The sequence below is a fragment of the Sphaerisporangium flaviroseum genome (assembly GCF_039537005.1).
Classification (GTDB): Bacteria; Actinomycetota; Actinomycetes; order Streptosporangiales; family Streptosporangiaceae; genus Sphaerisporangium; species Sphaerisporangium flaviroseum.
The window spans coordinates 106,083-128,277 of the sequence record NZ_BAAAZR010000002.1; the positions used below are offsets into that span (position 1 = coordinate 106,083).

The 22,195-nt window shown below is 69.6% G+C and carries 19 protein-coding genes; 12 read left to right on the forward strand and 7 right to left on the reverse strand.

The genetic code is table 11. From position 1 onward, the window contains the following. The first annotated feature begins 2 nt into the window (after positions 1-2). The 3 genes from ABD810_RS06780 to ABD810_RS06790 are packed head-to-tail and all read left to right on the forward strand — an operon-like array spanning position 3 to position 2,392. Positions 3-431 (forward strand): acyl-CoA thioesterase, encoded by a 429-nt coding sequence (locus tag ABD810_RS06780; protein WP_344935675.1) that lies wholly within the window; start codon positions 3-5, stop codon positions 429-431. Positions 432-464: 33 nt separating this feature from the next. Next, positions 465-1,004 (forward strand): flavin reductase family protein, encoded by a 540-nt coding sequence (locus ABD810_RS06785; RefSeq protein WP_344935677.1) that lies wholly within the window; start codon positions 465-467, stop codon positions 1,002-1,004. Beyond that, positions 1,001-2,392 carry a cytochrome P450 gene (locus ABD810_RS06790; RefSeq protein ID WP_344935679.1) on the forward strand — a complete coding sequence of 464 codons (1,392 nt, stop codon included), beginning with the start codon at positions 1,001-1,003 and terminating at the stop codon, positions 2,390-2,392. The genes ABD810_RS06785 and ABD810_RS06790 overlap by 4 nt, the downstream gene beginning before the upstream one ends. Before the next feature lie 80 nt (positions 2,393-2,472). On the opposite strand, the gene ABD810_RS06795 is transcribed toward ABD810_RS06790, so the two are convergent. After that, a complete protein-coding gene (locus ABD810_RS06795; RefSeq protein WP_344935681.1) occupies positions 2,473-3,195 on the reverse strand; it encodes a helix-turn-helix transcriptional regulator in 723 nt (240 codons plus the stop codon). A 470-nt stretch (positions 3,196-3,665) separates the two neighbouring features. On the opposite strand from ABD810_RS06795, the gene ABD810_RS06800 reads away from it, so the two are divergent. The 5 genes from ABD810_RS06800 (at position 3,666) to ABD810_RS06820 (ending at position 9,020) form a co-directional block, all read left to right on the forward strand. Further along, positions 3,666-4,196: a DUF5987 family protein gene (locus ABD810_RS06800; RefSeq protein WP_344935683.1), complete on the forward strand. Its 531-nt coding sequence runs from the start codon at positions 3,666-3,668 to the stop codon at positions 4,194-4,196. Then, positions 4,193-5,848, forward strand: coding sequence for a GMC family oxidoreductase N-terminal domain-containing protein (locus tag ABD810_RS06805; RefSeq protein ID WP_344935686.1), 1,656 nt, complete (start codon positions 4,193-4,195; stop codon positions 5,846-5,848). Before ABD810_RS06800 ends, ABD810_RS06805 begins: the two co-directional genes overlap by 4 nt. Positions 5,849-5,862: 14 nt before the next feature. After that, positions 5,863-6,966 (forward strand): carboxymuconolactone decarboxylase family protein, encoded by a 1,104-nt coding sequence (locus tag ABD810_RS06810; RefSeq protein ID WP_344935688.1) that lies wholly within the window; start codon positions 5,863-5,865, stop codon positions 6,964-6,966. 212 nt (positions 6,967-7,178) lie between these two features. Further along, positions 7,179-7,982: a TIGR03084 family metal-binding protein gene (locus ABD810_RS06815; protein ID WP_344935691.1), complete on the forward strand. Its 804-nt coding sequence runs from the start codon at positions 7,179-7,181 to the stop codon at positions 7,980-7,982. 162 nt (positions 7,983-8,144) lie between these two features. Beyond that, on the forward strand, positions 8,145-9,020 hold the full coding sequence (locus ABD810_RS06820; protein WP_344935693.1) for a prephenate dehydrogenase: 876 nt from the start codon (positions 8,145-8,147) through the stop codon (positions 9,018-9,020). Between the two features lie 134 nt (positions 9,021-9,154). Here the strand turns inward: ABD810_RS06820 and ABD810_RS06825 are convergent, their stop codons facing one another. Together ABD810_RS06825 and ABD810_RS06830 are read right to left on the reverse strand one after the other, a co-directional pair. Next, complete coding sequence (locus ABD810_RS06825) at positions 9,155-10,405, reverse strand: cytochrome P450 family protein (RefSeq protein WP_344935696.1); 1,251 nt, start codon at positions 10,403-10,405, stop codon at positions 9,155-9,157. Between the two features lie 572 nt (positions 10,406-10,977). Next, positions 10,978-12,585: an MFS transporter gene (locus ABD810_RS06830; RefSeq protein WP_344935698.1), complete on the reverse strand. Its 1,608-nt coding sequence runs from the start codon at positions 12,583-12,585 to the stop codon at positions 10,978-10,980. Positions 12,586-13,016: 431 nt separating this feature from the next. Between ABD810_RS06830 and ABD810_RS06835 the strand changes: the two genes are divergently transcribed. Both ABD810_RS06835 and ABD810_RS06840 read left to right on the forward strand, forming a co-directional pair. Next, positions 13,017-13,769 carry an SDR family NAD(P)-dependent oxidoreductase gene (locus tag ABD810_RS06835; RefSeq protein WP_344935700.1) on the forward strand — a complete coding sequence of 251 codons (753 nt, stop codon included), beginning with the start codon at positions 13,017-13,019 and terminating at the stop codon, positions 13,767-13,769. Positions 13,770-13,915: 146 nt separating this feature from the next. Next, positions 13,916-14,608 carry an HAD family hydrolase gene (locus ABD810_RS06840; RefSeq protein ID WP_344935702.1) on the forward strand — a complete coding sequence of 231 codons (693 nt, stop codon included), beginning with the start codon at positions 13,916-13,918 and terminating at the stop codon, positions 14,606-14,608. Here ABD810_RS06840 and ABD810_RS06845 read toward each other — a convergent pair. Both ABD810_RS06845 and ABD810_RS06850 read right to left on the reverse strand, forming a co-directional pair. After that, positions 14,597-15,724: a DegT/DnrJ/EryC1/StrS family aminotransferase gene (locus ABD810_RS06845; protein WP_344935704.1), complete on the reverse strand. Its 1,128-nt coding sequence runs from the start codon at positions 15,722-15,724 to the stop codon at positions 14,597-14,599. The genes ABD810_RS06840 and ABD810_RS06845 overlap by 12 nt on opposite strands. Positions 15,725-15,765: 41 nt before the next feature. After that, positions 15,766-16,515 carry a class I SAM-dependent DNA methyltransferase gene (locus ABD810_RS06850; RefSeq protein ID WP_344935706.1) on the reverse strand — a complete coding sequence of 250 codons (750 nt, stop codon included), beginning with the start codon at positions 16,513-16,515 and terminating at the stop codon, positions 15,766-15,768. A gap of 196 nt (positions 16,516-16,711) precedes the next feature. Here ABD810_RS06850 and ABD810_RS06855 point away from each other — a divergent pair, with 196 nt between their 5' ends. Together ABD810_RS06855 and ABD810_RS06860 are read left to right on the forward strand one after the other, a co-directional pair. Next, positions 16,712-17,932 carry a methyltransferase domain-containing protein gene (locus tag ABD810_RS06855; RefSeq protein WP_344935708.1) on the forward strand — a complete coding sequence of 407 codons (1,221 nt, stop codon included), beginning with the start codon at positions 16,712-16,714 and terminating at the stop codon, positions 17,930-17,932. Between the two features lie 434 nt (positions 17,933-18,366). Next, complete coding sequence (locus ABD810_RS06860; RefSeq protein WP_344935711.1) at positions 18,367-19,578, forward strand: acyltransferase family protein; 1,212 nt, start codon at positions 18,367-18,369, stop codon at positions 19,576-19,578. Positions 19,579-19,711: 133 nt separating this feature from the next. Here ABD810_RS06860 and ABD810_RS06865 read toward each other — a convergent pair whose 3' ends face one another. Both ABD810_RS06865 and ABD810_RS06870 read right to left on the reverse strand, forming a co-directional pair. Next, positions 19,712-20,704, reverse strand: a complete 993-nt coding sequence (locus ABD810_RS06865; protein WP_344935713.1) for an NAD-dependent epimerase/dehydratase family protein — start codon at positions 20,702-20,704, stop codon at positions 19,712-19,714. Beyond that, positions 20,701-22,050, reverse strand: a complete 1,350-nt coding sequence (locus ABD810_RS06870; RefSeq protein WP_344935715.1) for a nucleotide sugar dehydrogenase — start codon at positions 22,048-22,050, stop codon at positions 20,701-20,703. Before ABD810_RS06870 ends, ABD810_RS06865 begins: the two co-directional genes overlap by 4 nt. Between the last annotated feature and the right edge of the window lie 145 nt (positions 22,051-22,195).

Consider the following 22,195-nt stretch of genomic DNA (forward strand, 5'->3'; position numbering starts at 1 on the left):
CCATGGGCAAGTACTACGAATACCAGCACACGGTCGGTTTCGAAGAGACCAACCTCGTCGGCAACGTCTACTACGTCAACTACCTGCGGTGGCAGGGACGCTGCAGGGAGATGTTCCTCAAGCAGCGGGCGCCGGAGGTGCTCGCCGACCTCCAGGACGACCTGAAGCTCTTCACGCTGAAGGTGGACTGCGAGTTCTTCGCCGAGATCACCGTCTTCGACGAGCTGTCGATCAGGATGCGGCTGCAGGAGCTCGGGCAGACCCAGGTCGAGTTCAGCTTCGACTACGTCCGCCTCGACCCGGGAGAGCGGGAGACCCTGGTCGCCCGCGGCCGGCAGCGGGTGGCGTGCATGCGAGGACCGAACACCCGCACGGTCCCCGCCAGGGTCCCCGACGCCTTGGCACGGGCGCTCGAACCGTATGCCTCGTAGGCGCGGGTCCGGACAGCTAGCCAGGAGGACAGCGTGAACGTCGACAACTCCACGACAACCCGCCCGGTGCCGGATCCGAAGTCGCTACGGCGGGCATTCGGGACCTTCGCCACCGGTGTCACGGTGGTGACGACGGGCGGCCCCACTCCGCACGCCATGACCGCCAACTCCTTCACCTCGGTTTCGCTGGACCCGCCGCTGGTGCTGATCTGCGTCGATCGTGGCGCGGTGATGCACCAGTGCCTCACCGCCACGGGCTTCTTCGGGGTGTCGGTACTAGCCGCGCACCAGGAGCCCGAGGCGATGCACTTCGCCGACCGCTGGCGGACCCTGGGCGCGGCCCAGTTCGAGCATGTCGAGTGGAGCCCTGGAGAGGTGAGCGGCGTGCCGCTCCTCAATGGCACGCTCGCCAGCTTGGAATGCGAGCTGTGGCGCACGTACGACGGCGGTGACCACACGATCTTCATCGGGAAGATCATCTCGCTGCACCAGCAGACCGACCGAGACGCCTTGCTCGTCTTCAAGGGGAAGTTCCGCCAGATCAGTCCTGATTGGAGCGAGGTGCCGACGTGACCCTCACCGGACCGAAGTCGGAGAAGGCATCCAAGCGGCCGCCCACACCGGGTGGCCGCCGGGTGCCTCCCGGCCCACCGCCCTGGGCGGCGCCCAGCCTGTTCAAGAAGCTGGCCACGGACCGCATCGCGCTGATGTCGCTCGCCGCGACGTACGGCGACGCGGCCCGGCTGTCCATCGGCCCGAAGACCCTGTACTTCTTCAACCACCCCGACCACGCCAAGCATGTGCTGGCCGACAACAGCGGCAACTACCACAAGGGCGTCGGTCTCGTGCAGGCACGGCGGGCCATCGGGGACGGGCTGCTGACGAGCGAGGGCGAACTGTGGCGCAAGCAGCGCCGCATGATCCAGCCGGTGTTCCAGAACAAGCGGATCTCCCGGATGGACGGCGTGATCGCCAAGGAGGCGGCTCACCTGGTCGACCGGCTGCGGTCCCACACGGGCGGCGAGCCGGTCGACGTCGTCCAGGAGATGACCTCGCTGAGCCTCGGCGTGCTCGGGCGCACCCTGCTCGACGCCGACCTCGGCGCCTTCAGCTCGATCGGGCACTCCTTCGAGGCGGTTCAGGACCAGGCGATGTTCGAGCTGGTGACGCTGAGCAAGGTGCCGATGTGGGTGCCGCTGCCCAAGCAGATCCGGTTCCGGCGCGCCCGTAAGGAGCTCCAGAGGATCGTCGACCACCTCGTGGCCGACCGCCTCGCTCGCGGCGAGGACGGCGACGACGTCGTGTCCCGGCTGATCGGCTCGACCCGTCAGGAGGCCGACCCCCGGGTCGGCAGGCAGCGCATGCGTGACGAGCTCGTCACGCTGCTGCTCGCGGGGCACGAGACGACGGCCAGCACGCTGGCGTGGACGTTCCACCTCATCGACGGGCATCCGGAGGTGCGCGAGCGGCTGCACGCCGAGGCGGTCGAGGTGCTCGGCGACCGGCTGCCGGTCCACGATGACCTGCACCGGCTGCGCTACACCGCGATGGTCGTGGAAGAGGTCATGCGCCTCTACCCGCCGGTGTGGATGCTGCCGCGGGAGGCCCAGGGCGAGGACGAGGTCGGCGGCTACCACGTGCCGGCCGGATCCGACGTGCTGATCAGTCCGTACACGCTGCACCGGCACCCGGCGTTCTGGGACAACCCCGACCGGTTCGACCCCGAGCGGTTCGACCCGGACCGTCCCGCCAACCGGCCGAGGTACGCGTACATCCCGTTCGGCGCCGGGCCGCGGTTCTGCGTCGGCAACCACCTCGGCATGATGGAGGCCACGTTCGTGATCGCCATGGTCGCCCGTGACCTGAGGCTGGTCACGGTGCCCGGCCACAATGTGGTCCCCGAGCCGATGCTGTCGCTGCGGGTGCGCGGCGGCCTGCCGATGACCGTGCACTCCGCCTGACCCCGGGCACCGCGGGCCGCGTACCGGCCCGCGGCCGGCCCAGGACATCGAATGGCGAGGGCCGGACGGGAGGCGGGAGGTCAGTGGGTGAGCTGGGGGACGTCCACGGACAAAAGGTCCCGCAGGGCCAGCAGCACCGGGGGGTCGAGGGAGCGCATCGGCCGCAGGTGCAGGTCGGCGACCTTCGTGTGCGTGCCGGGCCGTACGGTGATCGGCCCGTGGCGCCCGATGCACAGGGCCTCGTCGCCCCCGGGGGCGTGGTCGGCGGCGTCCTCGCGGCCGGGCGCCACGGACTGCGCCATCAGGTGCCACTCGCCCTGGGGAACGTCCTCGAGCACGTACGGGCCCGGCTTGCGCAGGATCACGTATCTGACCGGCCGGCCTTCCAGGATCCGGTCGGGGAACAGCCCGGCGAAGACCGGCTGGTCGCTCAGCGGGGAGGAGATGTCCCCCCGGACCGTCGTCACCGGCCGCCTGTACGCCGGGTCGTCCCCGTTGGCGGGTGCCTGCGGCGTGATGCTCTTGAACTGGCGGTACTTGGTGGGGGACAGCCCCACACTGCTGGTGAACCGCGAGCTGAAGGTGCCGACGCTGGAATAGCCGACCCGGTGACTGATGTCGGTGACGGTGAGCGAGGTCGAGACCAGGAGACGCTTGGCCTCCTGGATGCGCACGGCCGAGAGGAACCGGCCGGGAGAGAGCCCGGTGACCCGCTGGAAAACACGGGAGAAGTGGAACTTGCTGAACATAGCCGTGCGAGCCATGTCATTGATGGTGAGCTGCTCGCCGAGGTTCTCGTGCATGCTTTTTACGACTCGTAGGACGGCTTGTTCTATCGCGTTTTCCATTGCTCCTCCAGTGCGTTGGAGGTGTGGTGATAATTCGCTACGAATCAACGCGGGAGCACTCGTCATCGCGAGCCTCCATCACGTGATCCCACTCCGCGCAAGCGACTCACCCGAACGGGCTTACGGTGCGATATCCGGGGTGAATGACACTCGACGATGACGCATCTGTGGCACTTCGCCATGCAATCAGAATTGGTCGTCACCACCTCTTGCGACAACCCCTAGGAGCCCCCAGCCTGCCGATATCCGGTTTTTGCGAGTTGCGAAGCGGCTTGATCATTGGGTCCGGGACTTATGTCAAAGCAACTCAGAAGATGCGGCGAAGGCGTCCCTGGCTGAACGATGAACTGGTCAGCAGTCGATCGAGACGGACGAGGACCACGCCTATGCGGCCGCCAACTCCAGACGAAGAGCAAGCACAGACGATGACGCTCGAGGCGTTCGCGGACACGATCATCCCCGGCGAGAAGCGGTCTCCGGACGACAGGGCCGTCGCGGGAGTCTCCACCGGCGGCGGCGCGGTCGCGGCCGGCGCCCTGGAACTGCTCCGGTGGGACGCGACCGGGGTCAGCGAGGCGCTCGGCGACTTCGCGTCCTCGCTGGACGACCACGCGCGGGCGTACGCCGCCGAGCGGGGGCTCGACCTCGACGGTTCCGTGCCGCCGTTCGTCGCGCTGGCGTTCGAGGACCGTACCGCCCTTGTGGAGCGGCTCACCACGCCGGGCCATCCCGAGAAGGCGCTCTGGGTCAGTCTCGCCCTGTTCAGCAACATGGCCTACGACTCGGCGGCCCACATGCACACCGCCGACGCGATCGCCGCGGGACACCCGGGCCTGATCGCGCTGGGCATCGAGAAGCCCGATCCCGACGGGCTGTGGAGGTTCCCCGAGTACTCCTACGGCCGGCCGCTGGCCCGCCTGCATCCGGACACGACCCCATCAGGGAGCCCCGCATGACCAGCACCGAACGCACCGACGTCCTCGTGGTCGGAAGCGGCTTCGGCGGCGCGATCGCGGCCTACCATCTCGCGGCGGGCGGCGCGCGGGTCGTGGTGCTCGAACGCGGTCCCTGGCTGACGGGCAAGGACTTCGACCACGACTTCAAGCTCGGCTCCTCCTACACGCGGGCCTTCGACTTCGTCGTGGGCGACGGCATGAGCATCCTGGGCGGCAACTGCGTGGGCGGCGGCAGCGTCGTCTACTTCGCCGCGATGCCGCGGGCGCCGCGCTACACCTTCGAGCGCCACGGCAGCATCGGCAGGCGGATGTGGCCGGCGGCCGTCAGCCGTGACACCCTCGACCCCTGGTACGACCGGGTCGCGGAGTCGATCAACATCACCCAGCAGGACTGGAGCGACGTCTCCTACGCCGGAGGGCTGTGGGCGGCGGCGTGCGACCACGCGGGCCGCACGGCCAACCCGGTTCCGGTCGCCATCGACACGACCAAGTGCACCAACTGCAACTGGATGATGGCCGGGTGCCGCTTCGACGCCAAGCAGTCGCTGCTGTTCAACTACCTGCCCGCGGCGCTCGCGCACGGTGCGGAGATCCGGCCGCTGCACGAGGTGCAGAAGATCTCGCGGACCGACGACGGCGGCTACCGGGTCCACTACGACCTCATCGACGACGAGGACTACCGGATCCGCGGCGAGGGCGGCACGATCGACGCCAAGATCATCGTGCTGGCCGCCGGCGCCGGCGCCACGCCGGTGATCCTGCAGCGCAGCGAGGACACGCTCGGCACGATGCCCTCCGCCGTCGGCCGTTACTTCTCGGGCAACGGCGAGCGGCTCAACACCGCGATCCTCAACGAGGACCGGGTCCGCGACGTGCTCGGGCTGGACCGCGGCGACGGCCTGGCGTACGAGGCCAACCAGATCGGCAAGGGGCCGGTCGTGGCGAGCTGGGACCGCCTGGACGGCTCGCTGCCGGAGTACTCGCGGTTCTCGCTGGAGCAGCTGTACTTCCCGCCCGGCCTCGGCACCATCCTCGCGCAGGTCCCCGGCGCCCCCGGCGTGAGCTGGTTCGGCAAGGACAAGAAGGAGATCCTCAAGCGCTGGCGCTCCTGGCTGATCATCTTCCAGATGACCGAGGACGACAACGAGGGGGTCTTCGGCCCGCCTCCCGCCCACGGCAACGCCGACCGGCTGTCGCAGCAGATGCTCGGCGTCGGCCGCCTCAAGTACGACCCGACGCCCAACACGCTGCGCGGCTGGGCCGAGGCGGACGCCGAGGTCAAGGACATCCTGGAGCGCGACGGGCTGGCCGAGGTGGCGGCGTGGACCAACGACGTGGTGGGCGCCTACACCGTGCACCCGCTGGCGTCCTGCCGCATCGGCGACGACCCGGCGACCTCGGCGCTCGACGACCGTAACGAGTTGCGCGGCCACCCGGGCATCTTCGTCACCGACGGCTCGGCCGTCCCCGGCGCGCTGAACGTCAACCCGGCGATGACCATCGCCGCGCTGGCCGAGCGCGCCATCCCCGGCATCGTCCAGGCCGCGCGGGAGCGGGGCGTCGACGTCACGTACGGGGCGCCGGCCCCCGACGGCTCCACCAGCGGCCGGCACGGAGCCCTGCCCCTGGTGCCCAGCCTGCTGCGCCAGTAGGAGAGGAGCAGGCCATGGGCAAGCTGCTCAGCCGGGTGACACTGCCGGGAACGCTGTCCCAGGTTCGCCATGTCACCCCGGTACGGCCCCGCGAGGCCACAGGCCTCGTCACCAGGGTCTACGCACAGGTGGAGCGGGACTTCGGGATGCTCGCGCCGCCCATGCTCCTGCACTCGCCGGCTCCCGAGGCGCTGGCGGCCTCGTGGTCGATCCTGCGGGAGTCGCTCCTCGCCGGAGGGCTCGTCGCCAGGCCGGTCAGGGAGGCGGCCGCCACCGCGGTGTCGCTCGGCAACGCGTGCCCGTACTGCGTCGACGTGCACAGCGCGACGATGGACGGCCTGGTGCCGGGGCGCCAGGCCGCCGGGATCGTGAGCGGCGGCGTCGAGGCGGTCACCGACCCGGTCGTGGGCAGGGTGGCCGCGTGGGCGCGGGCGAGCGGCACACGCGAGAGCGCCGCCCGCCACGAGGCCCCGCTGACGGCGGAGCAGAGCAGGGAGCTGGCCGGGGTGGCGGTCACCTTCCACTACCTGAACCGCATGGTCAACGTCTTCCTGGGCGAGTCCCCGCTGCCGCCCGAAGTGCCGGCCCGCGCACGCGGCCCGCTCATGCGGTTGTTCGGACTCATCATGCGCCCGGCCGCCCGCAGGGCCGGAACACCCGGCACCTCGGTCGCCCTGCTCCCGGCCGCGCCGCTGCCCGAGGAACTGTCCTGGGCGGACGGGTCGCCGCACCTCGCCGGAGCCTTCTCCCGGGCCGCCGCCGCCATCGACGCCGCCGGCCGCCGCTCGGTGCCGGACCCGGTCCGGGAGCTGGTCGCCGCCGAACTGGCCGCGTGGAACGGCGAGCCCACCGGACCGAGCCGCGCGTGGGCCGCCCGCGCGGTGTCGGGCCTGCCCGCGGCGCAGCGCCCGGCCGGCCGGCTGGCGCTGCTCACGGCGATGGCGTCCTACCAGATCGACGGGCCGGTCGTCGAGGAGTTCCGGTCGGGCACGCCCGGCGACAGGGAGCTCGTCGAGCTCACCTCATGGGCCGCAATGGCCGCGGCCCGCCGGATCGGCGGCTGGATTCGCACCGGTGCCGCAGAACGCCGCGAAAGCGGAATGAATTCCCCGAAATGACGTCGCCGACTTTATGCCAGGACGCCGTACAGCAAAGACGGAGAAGACATCGGTATTTCTCCGGTGCATGCTGGATGAGGCGCATTTCATCCATTCTCGTGGACGCCCCCGCGCCCCGATGGATGTCCATTGCCGCGTTTCCGTCGTCGAATACGTGACGCCGGGCGATCGTGATCACAGCACCAACCGATTTCCATTGAGAGGACAGACGCGTGAGCGAGCTGGATGAAGTGCTCCAGGCACTGACCGCGGAGGGCGACGAGCTGGACCGAATCGTCGCCGGTCTCGATGCGTCGCAGTGGGAGCTGCCCACGCCCGCACCCGGATGGACGATCGCGAACCAGATCGCCCACCTCGCCTTCATCTTCCGCCTCGCCGGGACCGCCGCCTCGGACGCCGAGGCGTTCAAGGCCATGGTCGCCGGGGCGGAACACGACTTCAACGGCGCGGTGAACGCCGCGCTGGCGCTGTACGCCGGCGACACCCCCGAGGTCCTGCTCCGCCGGTGGCGTGCCGAGCGCGAGGACGTGGTGGCCGCGCTCGCCGCCGTGCCGCCCGGCCAGGTCGTGCCGTGGCTCGTGAACCCGTTGCCGCCCATCGTCCTCGCCTGCGCCGGCATCATGGAGCAGTTCGCGCACGGCCAGGACATCTGCGACGCGCTGGGCGTGCGGCGCGAGGCCACGGACCGTCTCAAGCATCTGGTCGTGTTCGCGGTGCTGACCAGGGACTTCGGCTACCTGTCACGGGGCCTCAACCCGCCTTCGACCGAGTTCCGCTTCGAGATCACCGCGCCCTCGGGCGAGCTGTGGGCCTACGGCCCCGAGAACTCGACGCAGCGGGTGAGCGGGCCCGCGGAGGACTTCTGCCTCCTGGTGACCAGGCGGCGCCACCGTGACGACCTGGCCGTCGTCGCGACCGGTGACGAGGCCGACCACTGGCTGGACATCGCCCAGTGCTACCGGGGCCCCGCCGGCGCCGGCCGTACTCCTGGTCAGTTCGCGACCGCCACGGTGTGATCAGCGGCCTTCGGCCCGGCCTGCGGGCCCCGGTCGAGGAGGACCCGCGCGTGCCTGTTCGCGCGACACAGGATCTGACCGGGCTCATGGGCTTTCATCCGCCCATGCAGCGGGAGTCCCTGGCCCGCTGAGCGCTCGGCCAGGGGCACGTCGGGAGGGCTGATGTATCCGACCACACTTCGCCGTGTCGCCATCGTGGGCAGCGGCATGATCGGCACCTCGATCGCGCTGGCGCTGCGGCGCGCGGGCATCCGTGTCGGGCTGTCCGACAAGGACCAGGACATGGTGGTGAAAGCGGAGCTGATGGGTGCGGGCGTCGCGCTGCGGCCCGGCGACCCGCCCGCGGACGTGGTGGTCATCGCCACACCCCCTTCCGCCGTCGTCGGCGTGCTGCGCGACGCGCAGGCGCGCGGCCTGGGCGAGGTGTACACCGACGTCGCCAGCACCAAGGGCCGCATCGTCGCCGAGGCCGAACGTGCGGGGTGCGATCTGACCACCTACGTCCCCGGTCACCCGATGGCCGGCCGCGAGCTGTCGGGCGCGTTCGCGGCCCGCGCGGACCTGTTCGCCGGCCGGCCGTGGGCGCTGTGCCCGCACCCGGCGACGCCGCCGGAACCCCTGCACATGGTGGCCCAGCTCGCGGCCGCGTGCGGGGGAGAGCCGGAGTTCCTCGCCCCCCATACGCACGACCGGATCGTCGCCGCGGCCTCGCACGCCCCGCACCTGGTGTCCGCGGCGCTCGCCGCCGGATTCGCCGGCGTGGACGAGAGCATGCTGTCGCTGGTCGGCACCGGCCTGCGGGACATGACCCGCGTCGCCGCGGGCGACCCGGCACTCTGGTGCGACATCCTCGAACAGAACGGCGAGGCCGTCGCCACCGTCCTGGATTCGGTCGTGCGCGACCTGGCGGAGGCCGCCTGCGCGCTCCGCGCCGGGAACGGCGAGGGCGCGCCGGGGATGCTGGTCGACCTGCTCAGCCGCGGCAACCACGGCAGGGAGCGCATCATGGACCGCTGCCGGGCCGCTGCACGCGTCTGAACATCAATGGCGGGGGAGTCCTTACCGAACCCTGCCGGGCCGCTGCGAGCGTCTGAACCGCGGAGGGCCGCACGACAAAGAGATCCGGGCGGTGGGCCGTACGGCCCACCGCCCGGATCTCTTCTTGCGTCGCGTCAGTGCGCGCCGGCTCCGGCGGGCACCGGGGCGGTCAGGCGGACCGGCAGGCTGCGGTGACCGTTCATGATGAAGGTCGGCAGGGGCTGCAGGTCCGTCGGCTCGACGGCCAGGCTCAGCTCGGGGAAGCGCTCGAACAGCGTCGAGAGGCCGATCGTGGCCACGGTGCGGGCGATGCCCGCGCCCAGGCAGAAGTGCGGGCCGTAGCCGAAGGAGACGTGCTCCTTGTCGGCGCGGGTGATGTCGAAGCGGTGGGCGTCCTCACCGTGGAGGGCGGGGTCGCGCCCGGCGGCACTGTAGTTGATGAGGATCGGGTCGCCCTGGGGGATGGTGACCCCGTCCAGCTCGATGTCCTCGACGGCGTACCGGAGCGGCAGCTGCGCGAGCGGGGACTCGACACGGAGCGTCTCGTCGATCACGTCGTCCCAGGAGGCCTGGCCACTGGTGACGAGCGCGAGCTGCTCGGGGTGGGTGAGCAGCGCGGTGATCGCGTTGTCGAAGAAGTTGATCGTGGTCTCGGAACCGGCGCCGAGGATCGCGAAGATCGTGTCGGTCAGCTCGGCCTCGCTCAGGCGCGAGCCGTCCTCCTCCTGGGCGGCGATCAGGTCGCTGGTGATGTCCTCGCCCGGGTTCGCGCGCTTGGAGGCGATGAGGTCGGCCATGGCGTCCCGCCAGCCGCCGAGGATGGCGGTGGCCTGCTCGGGGCTGACCGTGGTGTCGATCATCAACTCGATCACCTTGGCCGTCTTGGCGAGGGCGTCCTCCGACATCCCGATCAGGTCGGCGACGAGCCTGGCCGGCAGGGGATAGGCGAACCTCTCGCGAAGGTCGACCACCTGGCCGGGCTCGGTGGCGGCGAGCCCGTCCAGGAGCTGGCCGGTGAGCTCCACGATGCGCGGGCGGATCGCCTCCACGCGCCGCCGCGTGAACGCCTTGCCCACGAGCTTGCGCAGGCGGACGTGCTCCTTGCCGTACGCGGTCACCATGTTGTCCATGGCGATCCAGCTGATCATCTCCCAGTCGGGCGGGATCTCGCCGTTGATGAAGGCCGGCCAGTGGTTGCGGGCGTTCTTGGTCACACGCGGGTCGGTGAGCAGCTGCCTGATGACGGCGTAGCTGTTGATGGACCACGCCTGGACACCGCCGGGGAGCTCCACCAGGGTGGCGGGGCCCTGCGCGCGCAGCCTATCCGCCTCGGCGTGGATGTCCTGGCCGGTGGGGTCGAGGGCGACGGGGCAACGTTGTTCCATCGGATGTCTCCCGGAATCTCGTGGGTAGAAATCAGGATGCGGACACAGCGACAGGAAACAACCGACAATACGAGTGGTCACCGAGGTGAATGCCTGTGCGGCGGCCATATCGATAAATGTCCGCGCATCCATGATCTATAGGTAATTTTACGTCGGCGGACCGTCCGGGAAAAGGCGCCGGAGCCGCCGGGAGCGAATTCAGCAATCCGGAAGAGAAATGGTGGGCGCTCAACACGCACCGGAAGCTCCGCCCGACGTGGATGCGGGGAAGCGGCCCGGATAAACGGCCATATTTCGGGCAAAGAAGAGCCCGGCCGGGGCGGCGGGGTACCGTCCCGGCCGGGCCAGGGGTCATGTCCGGGTTCCGTAAGGGTCCGGGTCTTCTATGAGGGTCCGGGTTTCTGTGGGTCCGGGTTTCCTGGGGTCCCGGTTCCCGTGAGGGTCTGGGTTTCCATGGATCCGGGGTCCGTAAGGGTCCGGGGTTCCCGTGAGTCTGGTTTCCGCGGGTCTGGTTTCTGTGAGGGCCGGTGGCGGGGGGCCGGGCCGGCCCTCGAGGGTGGACCTGTCGGTATCTAGATGGACGCCTTCGAGTACTCCGGCTCCTGGGGCTCCGGGGTGGGCTCAGGAGCGGCGGGCTCCTCCGCGGGCGCCTCGCCGGTCGCACCCACGTGCCGCAGGGCCAGCGTGGCCACCACGGCGAGGGTGACGGCGATCGCCGCGCTCGTCCCGGCCGCGGAGTGGAGCGCGGCGGTGAAGGCGTCGCGGGCGGTGTCGAGCAACTGGGTCCCGAGCGGGGCCGGCAGCTGGTCCGCCACGGCCACGGCACCGGCGATGGACTCGCGGGCGGTGTCGGCCGCCGCGGCGGGGACCCCGCCGGGGACGGCACCGCTCAGCTGGCCATGGTAGACGGCGGTGCCGATGCTTCCCATGGTGGCGACGCCGAGCGCGATGCCGAGCTCACCGCCGGTCTCGGACATGGCCGCCGCCGATCCGGCCTTCTCGGGGGGAGCCACGCCCATGATCAGGCCGGTGCCGAGCCCCGCCATCGGGCCGGCGCCGAGGGCGGCGACGTACAGGCCGCCCAGGAGGAGGGGCAGCCCGGAAGGACCGTCCGCCTGGGTGATGAGCAGGTAGCCGATCGCCGTGACCACGAGGCCCCCGGCGATGGCGTAGGCGGGCCGGACCCGGCGGGCGATGATCGGGGCAGCCTGCAGGCTGATGATCGTCGCGACGGTCGAGGGGACCAGCCAGAGCCCCGCGTTCAGCGGCGAGAGACCCTCGACCGCCTGGAGGTACAGGTTGATGAGGAGGTAGCTCCCGCTCATGACCCCGCCGAACACCATGATGCCGAGCGCGGCGCTGAAGGAGCGGTTACGGAACAGGCGCGTGTCGAGCAAGGGGTTCGGCAGCCGGCGCTGCCTGCGGACGAACAGCACGCCGATGACCACGCCGGCCACGATGGTCGCGATGGGCGTCACCTGCCAGCCGCTCTTGGCCAGCTCCTTGAGGCCGTAGATGACGGGCAGGATGGTGCCGAGGGACAGCACCACGCTGGTCACGTCGATGCGCCCCGCGTCGGGGTCGCGGTACTCGGGCAGCAACCGGGGTCCGGCCAGCAGCAGCACCGCCATGACCGGCACGCTCAGCAGGAACACCGAGCCCCACCAGAAGTGCTCCAGCAGTGTCCCGCCGACCACCGGGCCGATCGCCATGCCGCCCATGAAGCAGCTCATCCACACGGCGATGGCGGTCCCCATCTGCTTGGGGTCCTGGAACATGTTGGCGATGAGTGCCAGTGTCGAGGGCATGAGGGTGGCCCCGGCGATCCCCATCAGAGCCCGGCTGGCGATGAGCATCTCCGGGCTGGTGGAGTAGGCGGCCAGCAGCGAGACCACCGCGAAGGCGGCGCCGCCGATCAGCAGCAGCTTGCGGCGGCCGACCCGGTCGCCCACGGTCCCCATCGTGACGAGGCAGCCCGCGATCAGGAATCCGTAGATGTCCGTGATCCACAGCTGCTGTGTGCTGCCGGCTCCGAGGTCGGCGCTGAGCTGGGGCAGCGCGAGGTACAGAACGCTGAGGTCGAGGGCCAGCAGCAAGGTCGGGAGCGCCAGCACGGCCAACCCGATCCACTCTCGCGGCCCAGCCCGCACACCGGACCCGGTCTCGGGATTCGCATCCATTAAAAGATCCTTCCGTCTCTTGTGTCCGTGCTGTCATGACAAGGGGGTCGTGCTATGGAGAGAAAGGTTGTCAAACTCACTGGCAGACATGTCAGTCATATCAGTTCGGACCTCGGACGGGCTTCTTCCAGATTGCGGAATTCAGGTGACGGCCATTGGCGGCGAGGGTCTGACCTGGGCAGATGTTCTGATCATGTGCCCTGCTACATGGAACTGTTATAAAAGGTGTTCCCTGACCCGCGAATAATATGGTGATCTATGAAGTTGGCCCTGGATAGAAATATTTCCGACATAACATGAAATCTGACAGAAAAGTGTAGAGTAAAGTGATCGTCGCCCGGCTGGAGGGGGTCCGTGGCACCTCCGGTACGCGGGTTCACGCCGCACTTCTGGAGATGCGTCGCGGCACGCGTGGGTGTGACCCTTGCCGCATGACTGAATTCGACGGTAAGACCGTGCTCATCACGGGTGGTGGCAGCGGCATGGGCCTCGCCACCGCCCGGCAGTTGGTCGCCGCCGGCGCCAATGTGGTGCTCGCCGGCCGCAGTGCCGACCGCCTCTCGACGGCGGCCAAGGAGCTCGACTCCGACGACCAGGTGCTGGTCGTTCCCACCGACGTGGCCAGCGTCGCCGACCTCGACCGGCTGACGGCCGAGATCCAGGAGCGGTTCGGCCGTCTGGACGGCGTGTTCGCCAACGCCGGCACCGCCCGGTTCTCCCGTACCGCGGACGTCACCGAGTCCGACTTCGACGACGTCGTCGGCACCAACTTCAAGGGTGTCTTCTTCACCATCCAGAAGTCGCTGCCGCTGCTCACCGACGGTGGATCCGTGGTGATCAACACCTCGTGGCTGGTGCAGCGCGGCATGGCCTTCACGTCGGTGTACGCGGCGACCAAGGCCGCCGTGCGCAACCTGACGCGCACGCTCGCGTCCGACCTCGCCCCCCAGGGCATCAGGGTCAACTCGGTCAGCCCGGGTTACATCGTGACGGACATGTTCACCAGCATCTCCAGCACCGAGGAGGCGCAGGAGTTCTGCCGCAGCCAGGTGGCGCTGGGCCGGCTCGGCCAGGCCGACGACGTCGCCGACGCCGTCCTCTACCTGCTGTCGCCTCGCGCGGGGTACATCACGGGCCAGGAGATCGCCGTGGACGGCGGCCTGACCACCTCCATCCCCCTCTGATCCGCAAGGCTCCCGCCTTTCGCCTCCCGCCTTCCCTTCGCCGCGCCTCCCGCCTTTCCCTCCCGCATCCGCGATGCGCCCGCGCGTCGCCCGGCCCACGGCCTGGGCGACGCGTCCCCACCGCTCCCGAAGCACGGAGGTACGCCATGCCCATCCCGCACGACGCGGTCGTGTTCGACTGCGACGGCACCCTTGTGGACACAGAGACCTCCTGGAGCAAGGCCTACTACGACCTGTTCGAGCACTACGGCGTCCACCTCGACTCGATGGCACGGTGCCGTCTGGTCGGCCTGCAACTGCGCGAACTCGGGCACGCGCTGGCCGAGCTGCTCGGGCACCCCGCCCCGCCGGAACAACTCGGCCGCACCGTCTACGACCTGGTGCGCAGCAACGCCGACGCCGGCGTCGAGGCGCTGCCCGGCGCGGTCGAGCTCGTCAGCGCCCTGTACGGGACCCGGCCGCTCGCGATAGCCACCAACACCCCCCTCGAGATCGTCACGGGGTACCTGGACGTCATCGGCATCCGCGACGCCTTCGACGTGGTCGTGGACTGCGTGACCGCCGGGGTCCCGAAGCCGTCCCCCGCCCCCTACCTGCACGCTTGCGCCTCGCTCGGCGTCAGGCCCGGCAGGGCGATCGCCGTGGAGGACTCCGCCAACGGCGCGCTCGCTGCGCGGGCGGCGGGCATGTACGTGATCGGCGTCCCCTCGCACACCGAGCTCGAACTGGACGCCGACCTGCGGGCCCGGAGCCTCCTCGATCCCGTGGTGTGGGACACGATGGGCCTGACGGCCGCCGCGACGCCGGTCGGCGTCGGGGCCGTGCGGTCACCAGCCTGATCTGATGGCGTCCACGATGTGGGCGCGGTCGTCCTCCGACAGCCACCACCCGACGGGGATGTGGACCACGCGCTCGTGCACGCCGTCCAGGCCGGGGAGCGCGGAGTCCCCCGGCGACAGGCAGGTGTGCGTGTCGTTGCGCCGCACCACCGCGCTGACCGTGACGCCCGCGGCGGCCATCTTCCGTATGAACGAGGCGCGGTCCTCCACCTTGACGGGATACAGCCAGAACGAGGACTCCTGGCCCTCCACCCGTGCGGTCGGCTCCAGCCCGGGAACGCCGGCCAGTTCGGCGTCGTAGAACGCGGCGTTGCGCCGGTGCTCTTCGACGCGGTCGGCGACCGTCCGCAGGTTCGCGAGGCCGATGGCGGCGTTGATCTCGTTCAGGTAGAAGTTGTAGCCCCATTCGGGCACGTCGTAGGCGCCGTTGACCCGGTCGGCTCCTCGGTCGATGCCGAAGAACCGCAGGGCGAGGGCGCGCGCGTGCAGCTCCTCCGCGGGCAGGACGATCATGCCTCCGGTGCCGCAGGCGAGGTGCTTGGTGGCGTGGAAGCTGTACACGCAGATGTTGCCGTGGTTGCCGAGCGGACGGCCCCGGTAGGTGGTGCCCCAGGCCTGCGCGCAGTCCTCGATGACCGCGGGACGGTGCCCGTACGCGGCCTCGGCCTCGTCGAGGATCCGGCTCAGCCGGTCGAGGTCCACGGGATGGCCGGCCCAATGGACGACCATGACGGCCCGGGTCGCCGGCGAGATCTTCTTGGCCAGGTCGTCGAGGTCGACGTTCAGCGTGGCCGGGTCCACGTCGACCCATCGGATGCGCAGGCCGTTCGCCAGAATGGCCCAGTTGGTGGCCTCGAAGGTCAGCGGCGTGCTCAGCACCTCGCCGGGCTCGCCCGAGCCGCTCGCGGGCGGGGGACCGGTCGCGAGCCGCAGGGCGAGGTGCAGGCCGGAGGTGCCGTTGTTGAGCGTCGCCAGGTGCGGGTTCCCGACGTGGGTTCGGAGGGCGTCTTCGAACCGGCCGACCACGGGGCCGTGCCCGAGCTGGCCGCTCTGGATGACCTCGGTGACCCGGTCGAGGGCGTCCGGAGCTATCGCGACCTTGAATAGGGGGATCATCGCCTGCTCCTCGTGCGTCCGGCCGGCCGGTCGCCGTCCGTTCAGCGCTTGGTGCCCACGAACAGGCCGCGGCCCGCGAGGATGTCGTCGCGCTCGACGTACTCCACCGTGCAGCCCGCGCGCTCGAACGCCGCCACGTATTCGGCGGGCTCGAACAGGGTGAAGACCTGGACGTGGTCGAAGTGCCGTATGCCGGCCGAGTCGGCCACGATGTAGTGGGCCTCCTGCCGGACCGAGTCGCCGACGCGCACCGACCGCGCCACGCGCGCCACCGTGCGGCCGTCGGCGCGGATGATGTCGTCTCCGATGTGACCGTCGCGGAACCTGCCGGGGAAGTACCACGGCTCGACGATGAGCACGCCGCCCGGCGAGACGTGCCGGGCCATGGTCGCCACCGCGGCGTCCAGCTCGGCCGTCGAGGCCATGTAGCCGACGGTGCTGTACAGGCTGCACACGGCGTCGAAGGTGCGGCCGAGGTCGAAGTCCCGGATGTCACCGCCGTGGACGGGCACGTCCGCGAGCTTCCTCCTGGCCGTCGCGCGCATCGTGTCGGACAGCTCCACGCCTTCGACGTCGCCGAAGATGGCCTTCAGCGTGGCGAGGTGCTCGCCGGTTCCGCAGGCCACGTCCAGAAGCGAGGCGGCCAGAGGGTTGCGGTGACGTACGAGGCCGGCGACGACCTCGGCCTCCTTCGCGTACTCCTTGCCCCGCCCCTGGTAGAGGAAGTCGTAGACCTCGCTGACCTCTGCGCCATAGACGTTTGATCCCCGAACGGACGTATCTGTGGTCATCGACGTCTCTCCACTTGGTCGGGTAAGAAAGGCTCGATTTCAGCTGGGCAGCCATGAAGCCATGAAAGCCATGATGCGAGCCTCCACTCCGACCTGTGTGGGACGCATCTTCTGGAGTGCGGATCAGGGGCCTTCTGCGAATGGCACGGCACTTTCGGAGAAGGCCCGCATCGGGTCCGAGGTTAGCCTGAATTGCATGCAGAGCACCTGTCGGATTTGTGGCGGCACGGTCTTGACATCCATTGATCTGGGGCGGCACCCCCGGGGCAACGGATTCCTCCTGCCGGAGGAGGTCGAGAACGAGTTCTTCTTCCATCTGACCGTCGGTATGTGTGATGCCTGCACGATGGTCCAGCTCCAGAGTGAGGTGCCTCAGGAAATCAGGTACCACGATGCGTATCCGTACCATGCATCGGGATCGGCGGTTCACCGCCGGCACTTCGAGCAGAACGCCCGTCACTTTCTCGACACCGAGCTGACCGGTCCCGACCCTTTCATCGTCGAGATCGGGAGCAACGACGGGGTGATGCTCGCGACGATCGCGCAGGCGGGCGTGCGGCATCTGGGCGTCGAGCCTTCCAAGGAAGTGGCCGAGATGTCCATGGCCAAGGGCGTCCGGGTGCTCTCAGAATTCTTCGACGAGTCCACCGCCGGCAAGATCCTCTTCGAGCACGGCCCGGCCGACGTCGTCTTCGGCGCCAACTGCATCGCCCACATCGCCCACCTCGCGTCGGTCTTCCGCGGGGTCGAGACGCTGCTCGCCCCCAACGGGGTCTTCGTCTTCGAGGAGCCCTACCTGGGCAGCGTCGTCGGACAGGTCGCCTTCGACATGATCTACGACGAGCACTCGTTCTACTTCGCGGTCCGATCGGTCCAGGCCATGGCGGCGCGGTTCGACCTGGAGCTCGTCAACGTCGAGCCCCTCGCGTTGCACGGCGGGACGATGCGCTACACGATCGCCCGGCCCTCCATGCGCACGCCCACGCCCGCGGTGGGCGAGTGGCTGGCCAAGGAGAAGGAAAGCCGGCTGGGCGAGAAGAAGACGCTGGAGCGCTTCGGCGTCTCGGTCGAGCGCATCCGCGACGACCTCAACGCCCTGCTGCGGAAGATCCACGCGGAGGGCGGGCGGGTGGTCGGATACGGCGCCCCGGCCAAGGCCGCCACGGTGACGAACTACTGCGGCATCGGCCCCGACCTGGTGCCGTTCGTGTGCGACTCCACGCCCTCCAAGCAGGGACGCCTCGTGGCGGGCTCGCACATCCCGGTGCGGTCGCCGGAGGAGTTCCGCGCGGACTACCCGGAATACGCCCTGCTCTTCGCCTGGAACCACGCCGAGGAGATCATGGCGAACGAGAAGGAGTTCCGCGAGCGCGGAGGACGCTGGATCCTCTACGTCCCCGACGTCCACATCGTCTGAGAGATCCCGGCGATGGTCCGGGGCCGGCCGCGGTCAGGCCGGCGGCCCCGCCCGCCGGCCTTTCCCGCCGCCCTGCCGGCCTTCGCGCCGCCGTGACGGCCTCGCGCCGCCCCGCCGACCGGCCGCACGTCCCCGGCCGGCGGGGCGGCTCCGTCGTGGGACGGCCCCGAATCCGCGCGCGAGAGAGCCGTTCAATTCGGTCGAGGGCACAGTCAAGCAATCGTGGAGATGCGGCGGCGCCGTTTCCGCGCGAATCATACGCGTAGAGAGTTCTATTTTTCGCGAGCCGGCCGTCCGGAAGTACTGGGTGACTGGGACGCCATCCGGTGACAGGAGACCGAGATATGAGTGGGCGCGGGCCGTGGTCCTCGCGTTGCTTTTCGGCCTACGTGGATCACCGGCCGCAAAACCATCGAGAAAGAGGAGTCCTCACCTTGACAGCGTCATCCGTTGAATCGAGCGCGAAGCCGGAGCGCTCACGCGATCTGCCGGCGCTGACGGGAATGCGGTTCCTGGCCGCGCTCGCCGTCTTCCTGTGCCACGCCGTTTTCCCGTTGACCCCCGGCAACCAGACTCCCGCCGTGCCCTACAGCGACCCGACGCTCACGGAGAACCTCATCTGGTTCTTCTCTCCGAGCGGAACCATTGGGCTTTCCTTCTTCTTCATCCTGAGCGGGTTCGTCATCACCTGGTCGTCCCGTCCAGGACAGCGCACCACGGCGTACCTGCGCCGCCGCCTCGTGAAGGTGTTCCCCAACCACGTGGTCACCTGGGCTCTCGCGATGCTGCTGTTCGCAGGGGCGTACACCCCCTTGTTCGGCCTGCCGAACCTGTTCCTGGTGAACACCTACTCGTCCAACCCCGAATACTGGGGCGGGGCGAACATGCCCGCCTGGTCGCTCACCGTGGAAATGCTCTTCTACCTGTTGTTCCCTCTGCTGATCATCCCGATCAGGCGGATAGCCGACAGCCGCCTGTGGCTGTGGGCCGGGGCCGCGGTCGCCGGCATGGCCGCGATCTGCGTCGTCACGCTCTGGCTGATCCCGGACGCGCCTCGCTACCCGGGGGAGGCGCTCTCGATGCCGCAGTTCTGGTTCAGCTACATGTTCCCGCCCGCGCGCCTGATGGAGTTCATCTTCGGCATGATCCTGGCGCAGATCGTGATGCGGGGCCGCTGGCCGAGGATCGGCCTCGCCCCGGTGCTCGTCCTGCTGGTGATCGGGTACGCCGCCGCGCTGACGGTGCCGTCGCCGTTCATGCTCTTCCTGGTCACGGCGGTTCCCTTCGGTCTGGCGATCGGCACCTACGCCTCGCGCAACCTGGACGGCGTTCGCACCGTGATGGGCAGCAGGCCGATGGTCTGGCTGGGGAACGTGTCCTTCGGCTTCTTCATGACCCAGGGCGTGGTGCTGTTCTGGCTGCGGCCCACGGTCATCGGTGAGGCGTCCTACGGCCTGCTGGGCGGCACCGTGCTGCTCATCGGCCTGATCGCCATCAACATCGTGGCCGGCTGGCTGCTCTTCAAGCTGGTGGAACAGCCCACGATGCGGCACTGGAGCCGGTCCAAGAAGCCCGTCGCGACCGTGCCCCAGGTGCCGGTCGGCGCGGTCGAGCAGGAGGTGCCGAGCCCGAAGGTCCCCGTCTGACGCCCTGCCGGTGCGGGCGTGCCGATCCACGGAAGGCCGCCCCGCCCCGGTCCTGTACAGAGAAAAGCGATCGGCCCTCGCGGTGGAGTCACCACCGTGAGGGCCGATCACGCAGGTCGCCCGCAGGAACGCGTCAGGCGGCACCGCTGTCGGGGAGCGCCAGCCACCAGGGATTCTCCCGCGCCCAGGCGATGGTCCTGGCGAGCCCGTCCCGCAGGGAGGTCCCGCATTCCCAGCCGAGGACGTCGCGCGCCTTGGCGTTGTCGGGGATCCGCCGTGACAGGTCCTCGTAGGCCGCCCCGATCTTCTTCCGGGTGTCCACCGAGACCGTGGCCGACGCGGTGCCGGACAGGTCCGCGATCAGCTCGATGGCGTCGCCGGCGGTCGTCTCGACCATGCTCCCGAGGTTGAACGACTCACCGGCGGAACCCGGGCCGTCGGCGGCCAGCAGGGTCCCCTCGATGGCGTCGCCCACGTAGGTGAAGCACCGGGTCTGCGTGCCCTGGTCGTAGGTCACCAGGGGCAGCCCGTTGAGCGCGCGGTGGACGTTGCGGCTCAGGATGTACGCCGGGCGTTGCCCGGGGCCGTAGGCGTTGAAGTAGCGCACGATCGTCGTCGCCAGCCCGTGCTGGCGGCCGAACGCGAAGGTGAGGTGCTCGGTGAGCGCCTTGGCGGAGGAGTAGGTCCAGCGGTCGACGGAAGTGGGGCCGAGGACCCGGTCGGCGTCCTCGCGCCACGGCACGGCGGGGTTCTTGCCGAACACCTCGCTCGTGCTGGCGACGACGACCTTGGCGCCGGCCTGGGCCGCCAGTTCCAGCACGTTACGCGTGCCGGTGAAGTTGATGTCGATGACGTCCAGAGGCCGGGCCAGATACTGGTCCACCCCGACGACCGCCGCCAGGTGGTAGACGACGTCGGTCCCGGCCGTGATCGCCTCGGCGAGGCGGTCCCGGTCGCGGATGTCGCCCTGGATCTGCCGGGCGTGGGCGCGGGCGAGCCGCTGGTGCTCGGGAAGCGGCCCGCTGTCGAAGACGGTCACCTCGTCGCCGCGGGTGATGAGGCGTTCGACCAGATGGCCGCCGATGAAGCCGGAGCCTCCGGTGACGACGGCGCGGGCCGCACTCACCGGCCGATCCCCTGGTAGACGTAGCCGAGACGGCGCAGCGAGGCGATCTTCTCCTGCGGGAAGTACGCGCGCCCGTCCAGGACGAGGCAGGAGGTGGTGACGGGGAGCTCGCCGAAGTCGATGTCCTCGAATTCCCTGTGCAGGGTCATGAGGGCGAGGCAGTCGGCGTCCTGGACGGCCTCGTGCAGGGTGGCCGCCGGCTTGAGGTCCAGCAGTTCCTCGGCCAGCACCGGGTCCACCAGCGGGTCGAACACGCGAACCGTGGCACCGGCCTTCTTCAGGGCGGTGACGGCGCCTTCGACCGGCGTCGCGCGCAGGTCTCCGGTGTCGTTCTTGAACGCGAGGCCCAGCACCGCGACCGTCGAGGTGGCGGGGTCCTTGCCGAGCCGCAGCAGCCCGTCGGTGATCTGCTGGGCCGTCCACTCCGGCATGCCGGTGTTGACCTCGCGGCCGATCGGCGCGGTGAGGATCTCAAGGCCGTGCTCGCGGGCGGCCCGCCACACCATCCACGGGTCCTTGACGAGGCAGGAGCCGCCGACGCCGACGCTGGGCAGCAGGATGTTCACCTTGCCGCCGCCCTTGGGCACGGTGTTGGCGGCCGAGATCACCTCCAGCACGTCCACGTCGTCGAACAGGGCGCAGAACTTCGCGAGCTCGTTGGCGAGCGCGATGTTGAGGTCGATCCACCAGTTGTCGGCCAGCTTGACGATCTCGGCGGACTCCGGCGAGCCGAGCTCCGACACCTCGACGTCGAAGGTGCGGCGCCAGAACTCCGCCGCGTCCTTCGTGCTGTCGGCGTCCATCCCGCCCACGACGATCGGCAGCCTGCGCAGTTCGCGCAGGGCGGTGCCCTCGGCGAACCGCTCGGGCGTGAACGCCAGCCCGAAGTCCTGGCCGCAGACCAGGCCGCCGGCCTCCAGGATCGGCAGGACGAGCTTCCTGGTCGTTCCGGGGGGGACGGTGCTCTTCAGCACGAACAGATGGCCCTCGCGCACGTGCCGGCTCAGCTCGAGGCACGCTCCGCGCAGTTGCTCGTCCACCAGGGAGCCGTCGGCGCGCACCGGCGTGCCGACCGCGATCAGCACCACGTCGGCGGCGCGGATGGCGGCGTAGTCGGTGGTCACCCGCAGGCGCCCGGACTCCATCCCGGCGGAGAGGAGAGCGGGGAGCCCGTCCTCCTGGTAGCGGCAGTACCCGCTCGACAGCTCCTCGATCAGCCGCGAGTCGTTGTCCACGCCGATGACATCACAGCCACGGTCGGTGAGGATCGCGGCGAAGCACGAGCCGACATAGCCGAGGCCGACGACCGCCACTTTGGGACTTTGATGGTCACGTAGAAAACGCATGAACGCTCCCGTCGAGAGTGATGACTCGATCGCTGGGGGTCAGGGCGCGGCACTTTGTTCTCGCGCGGGCATCGACCGCCCTGGGTCGTCCCCTCTGGCACATCGTCAGGGGCGTCCCTCCGAAACCGCATCTCCTGGATTGCGA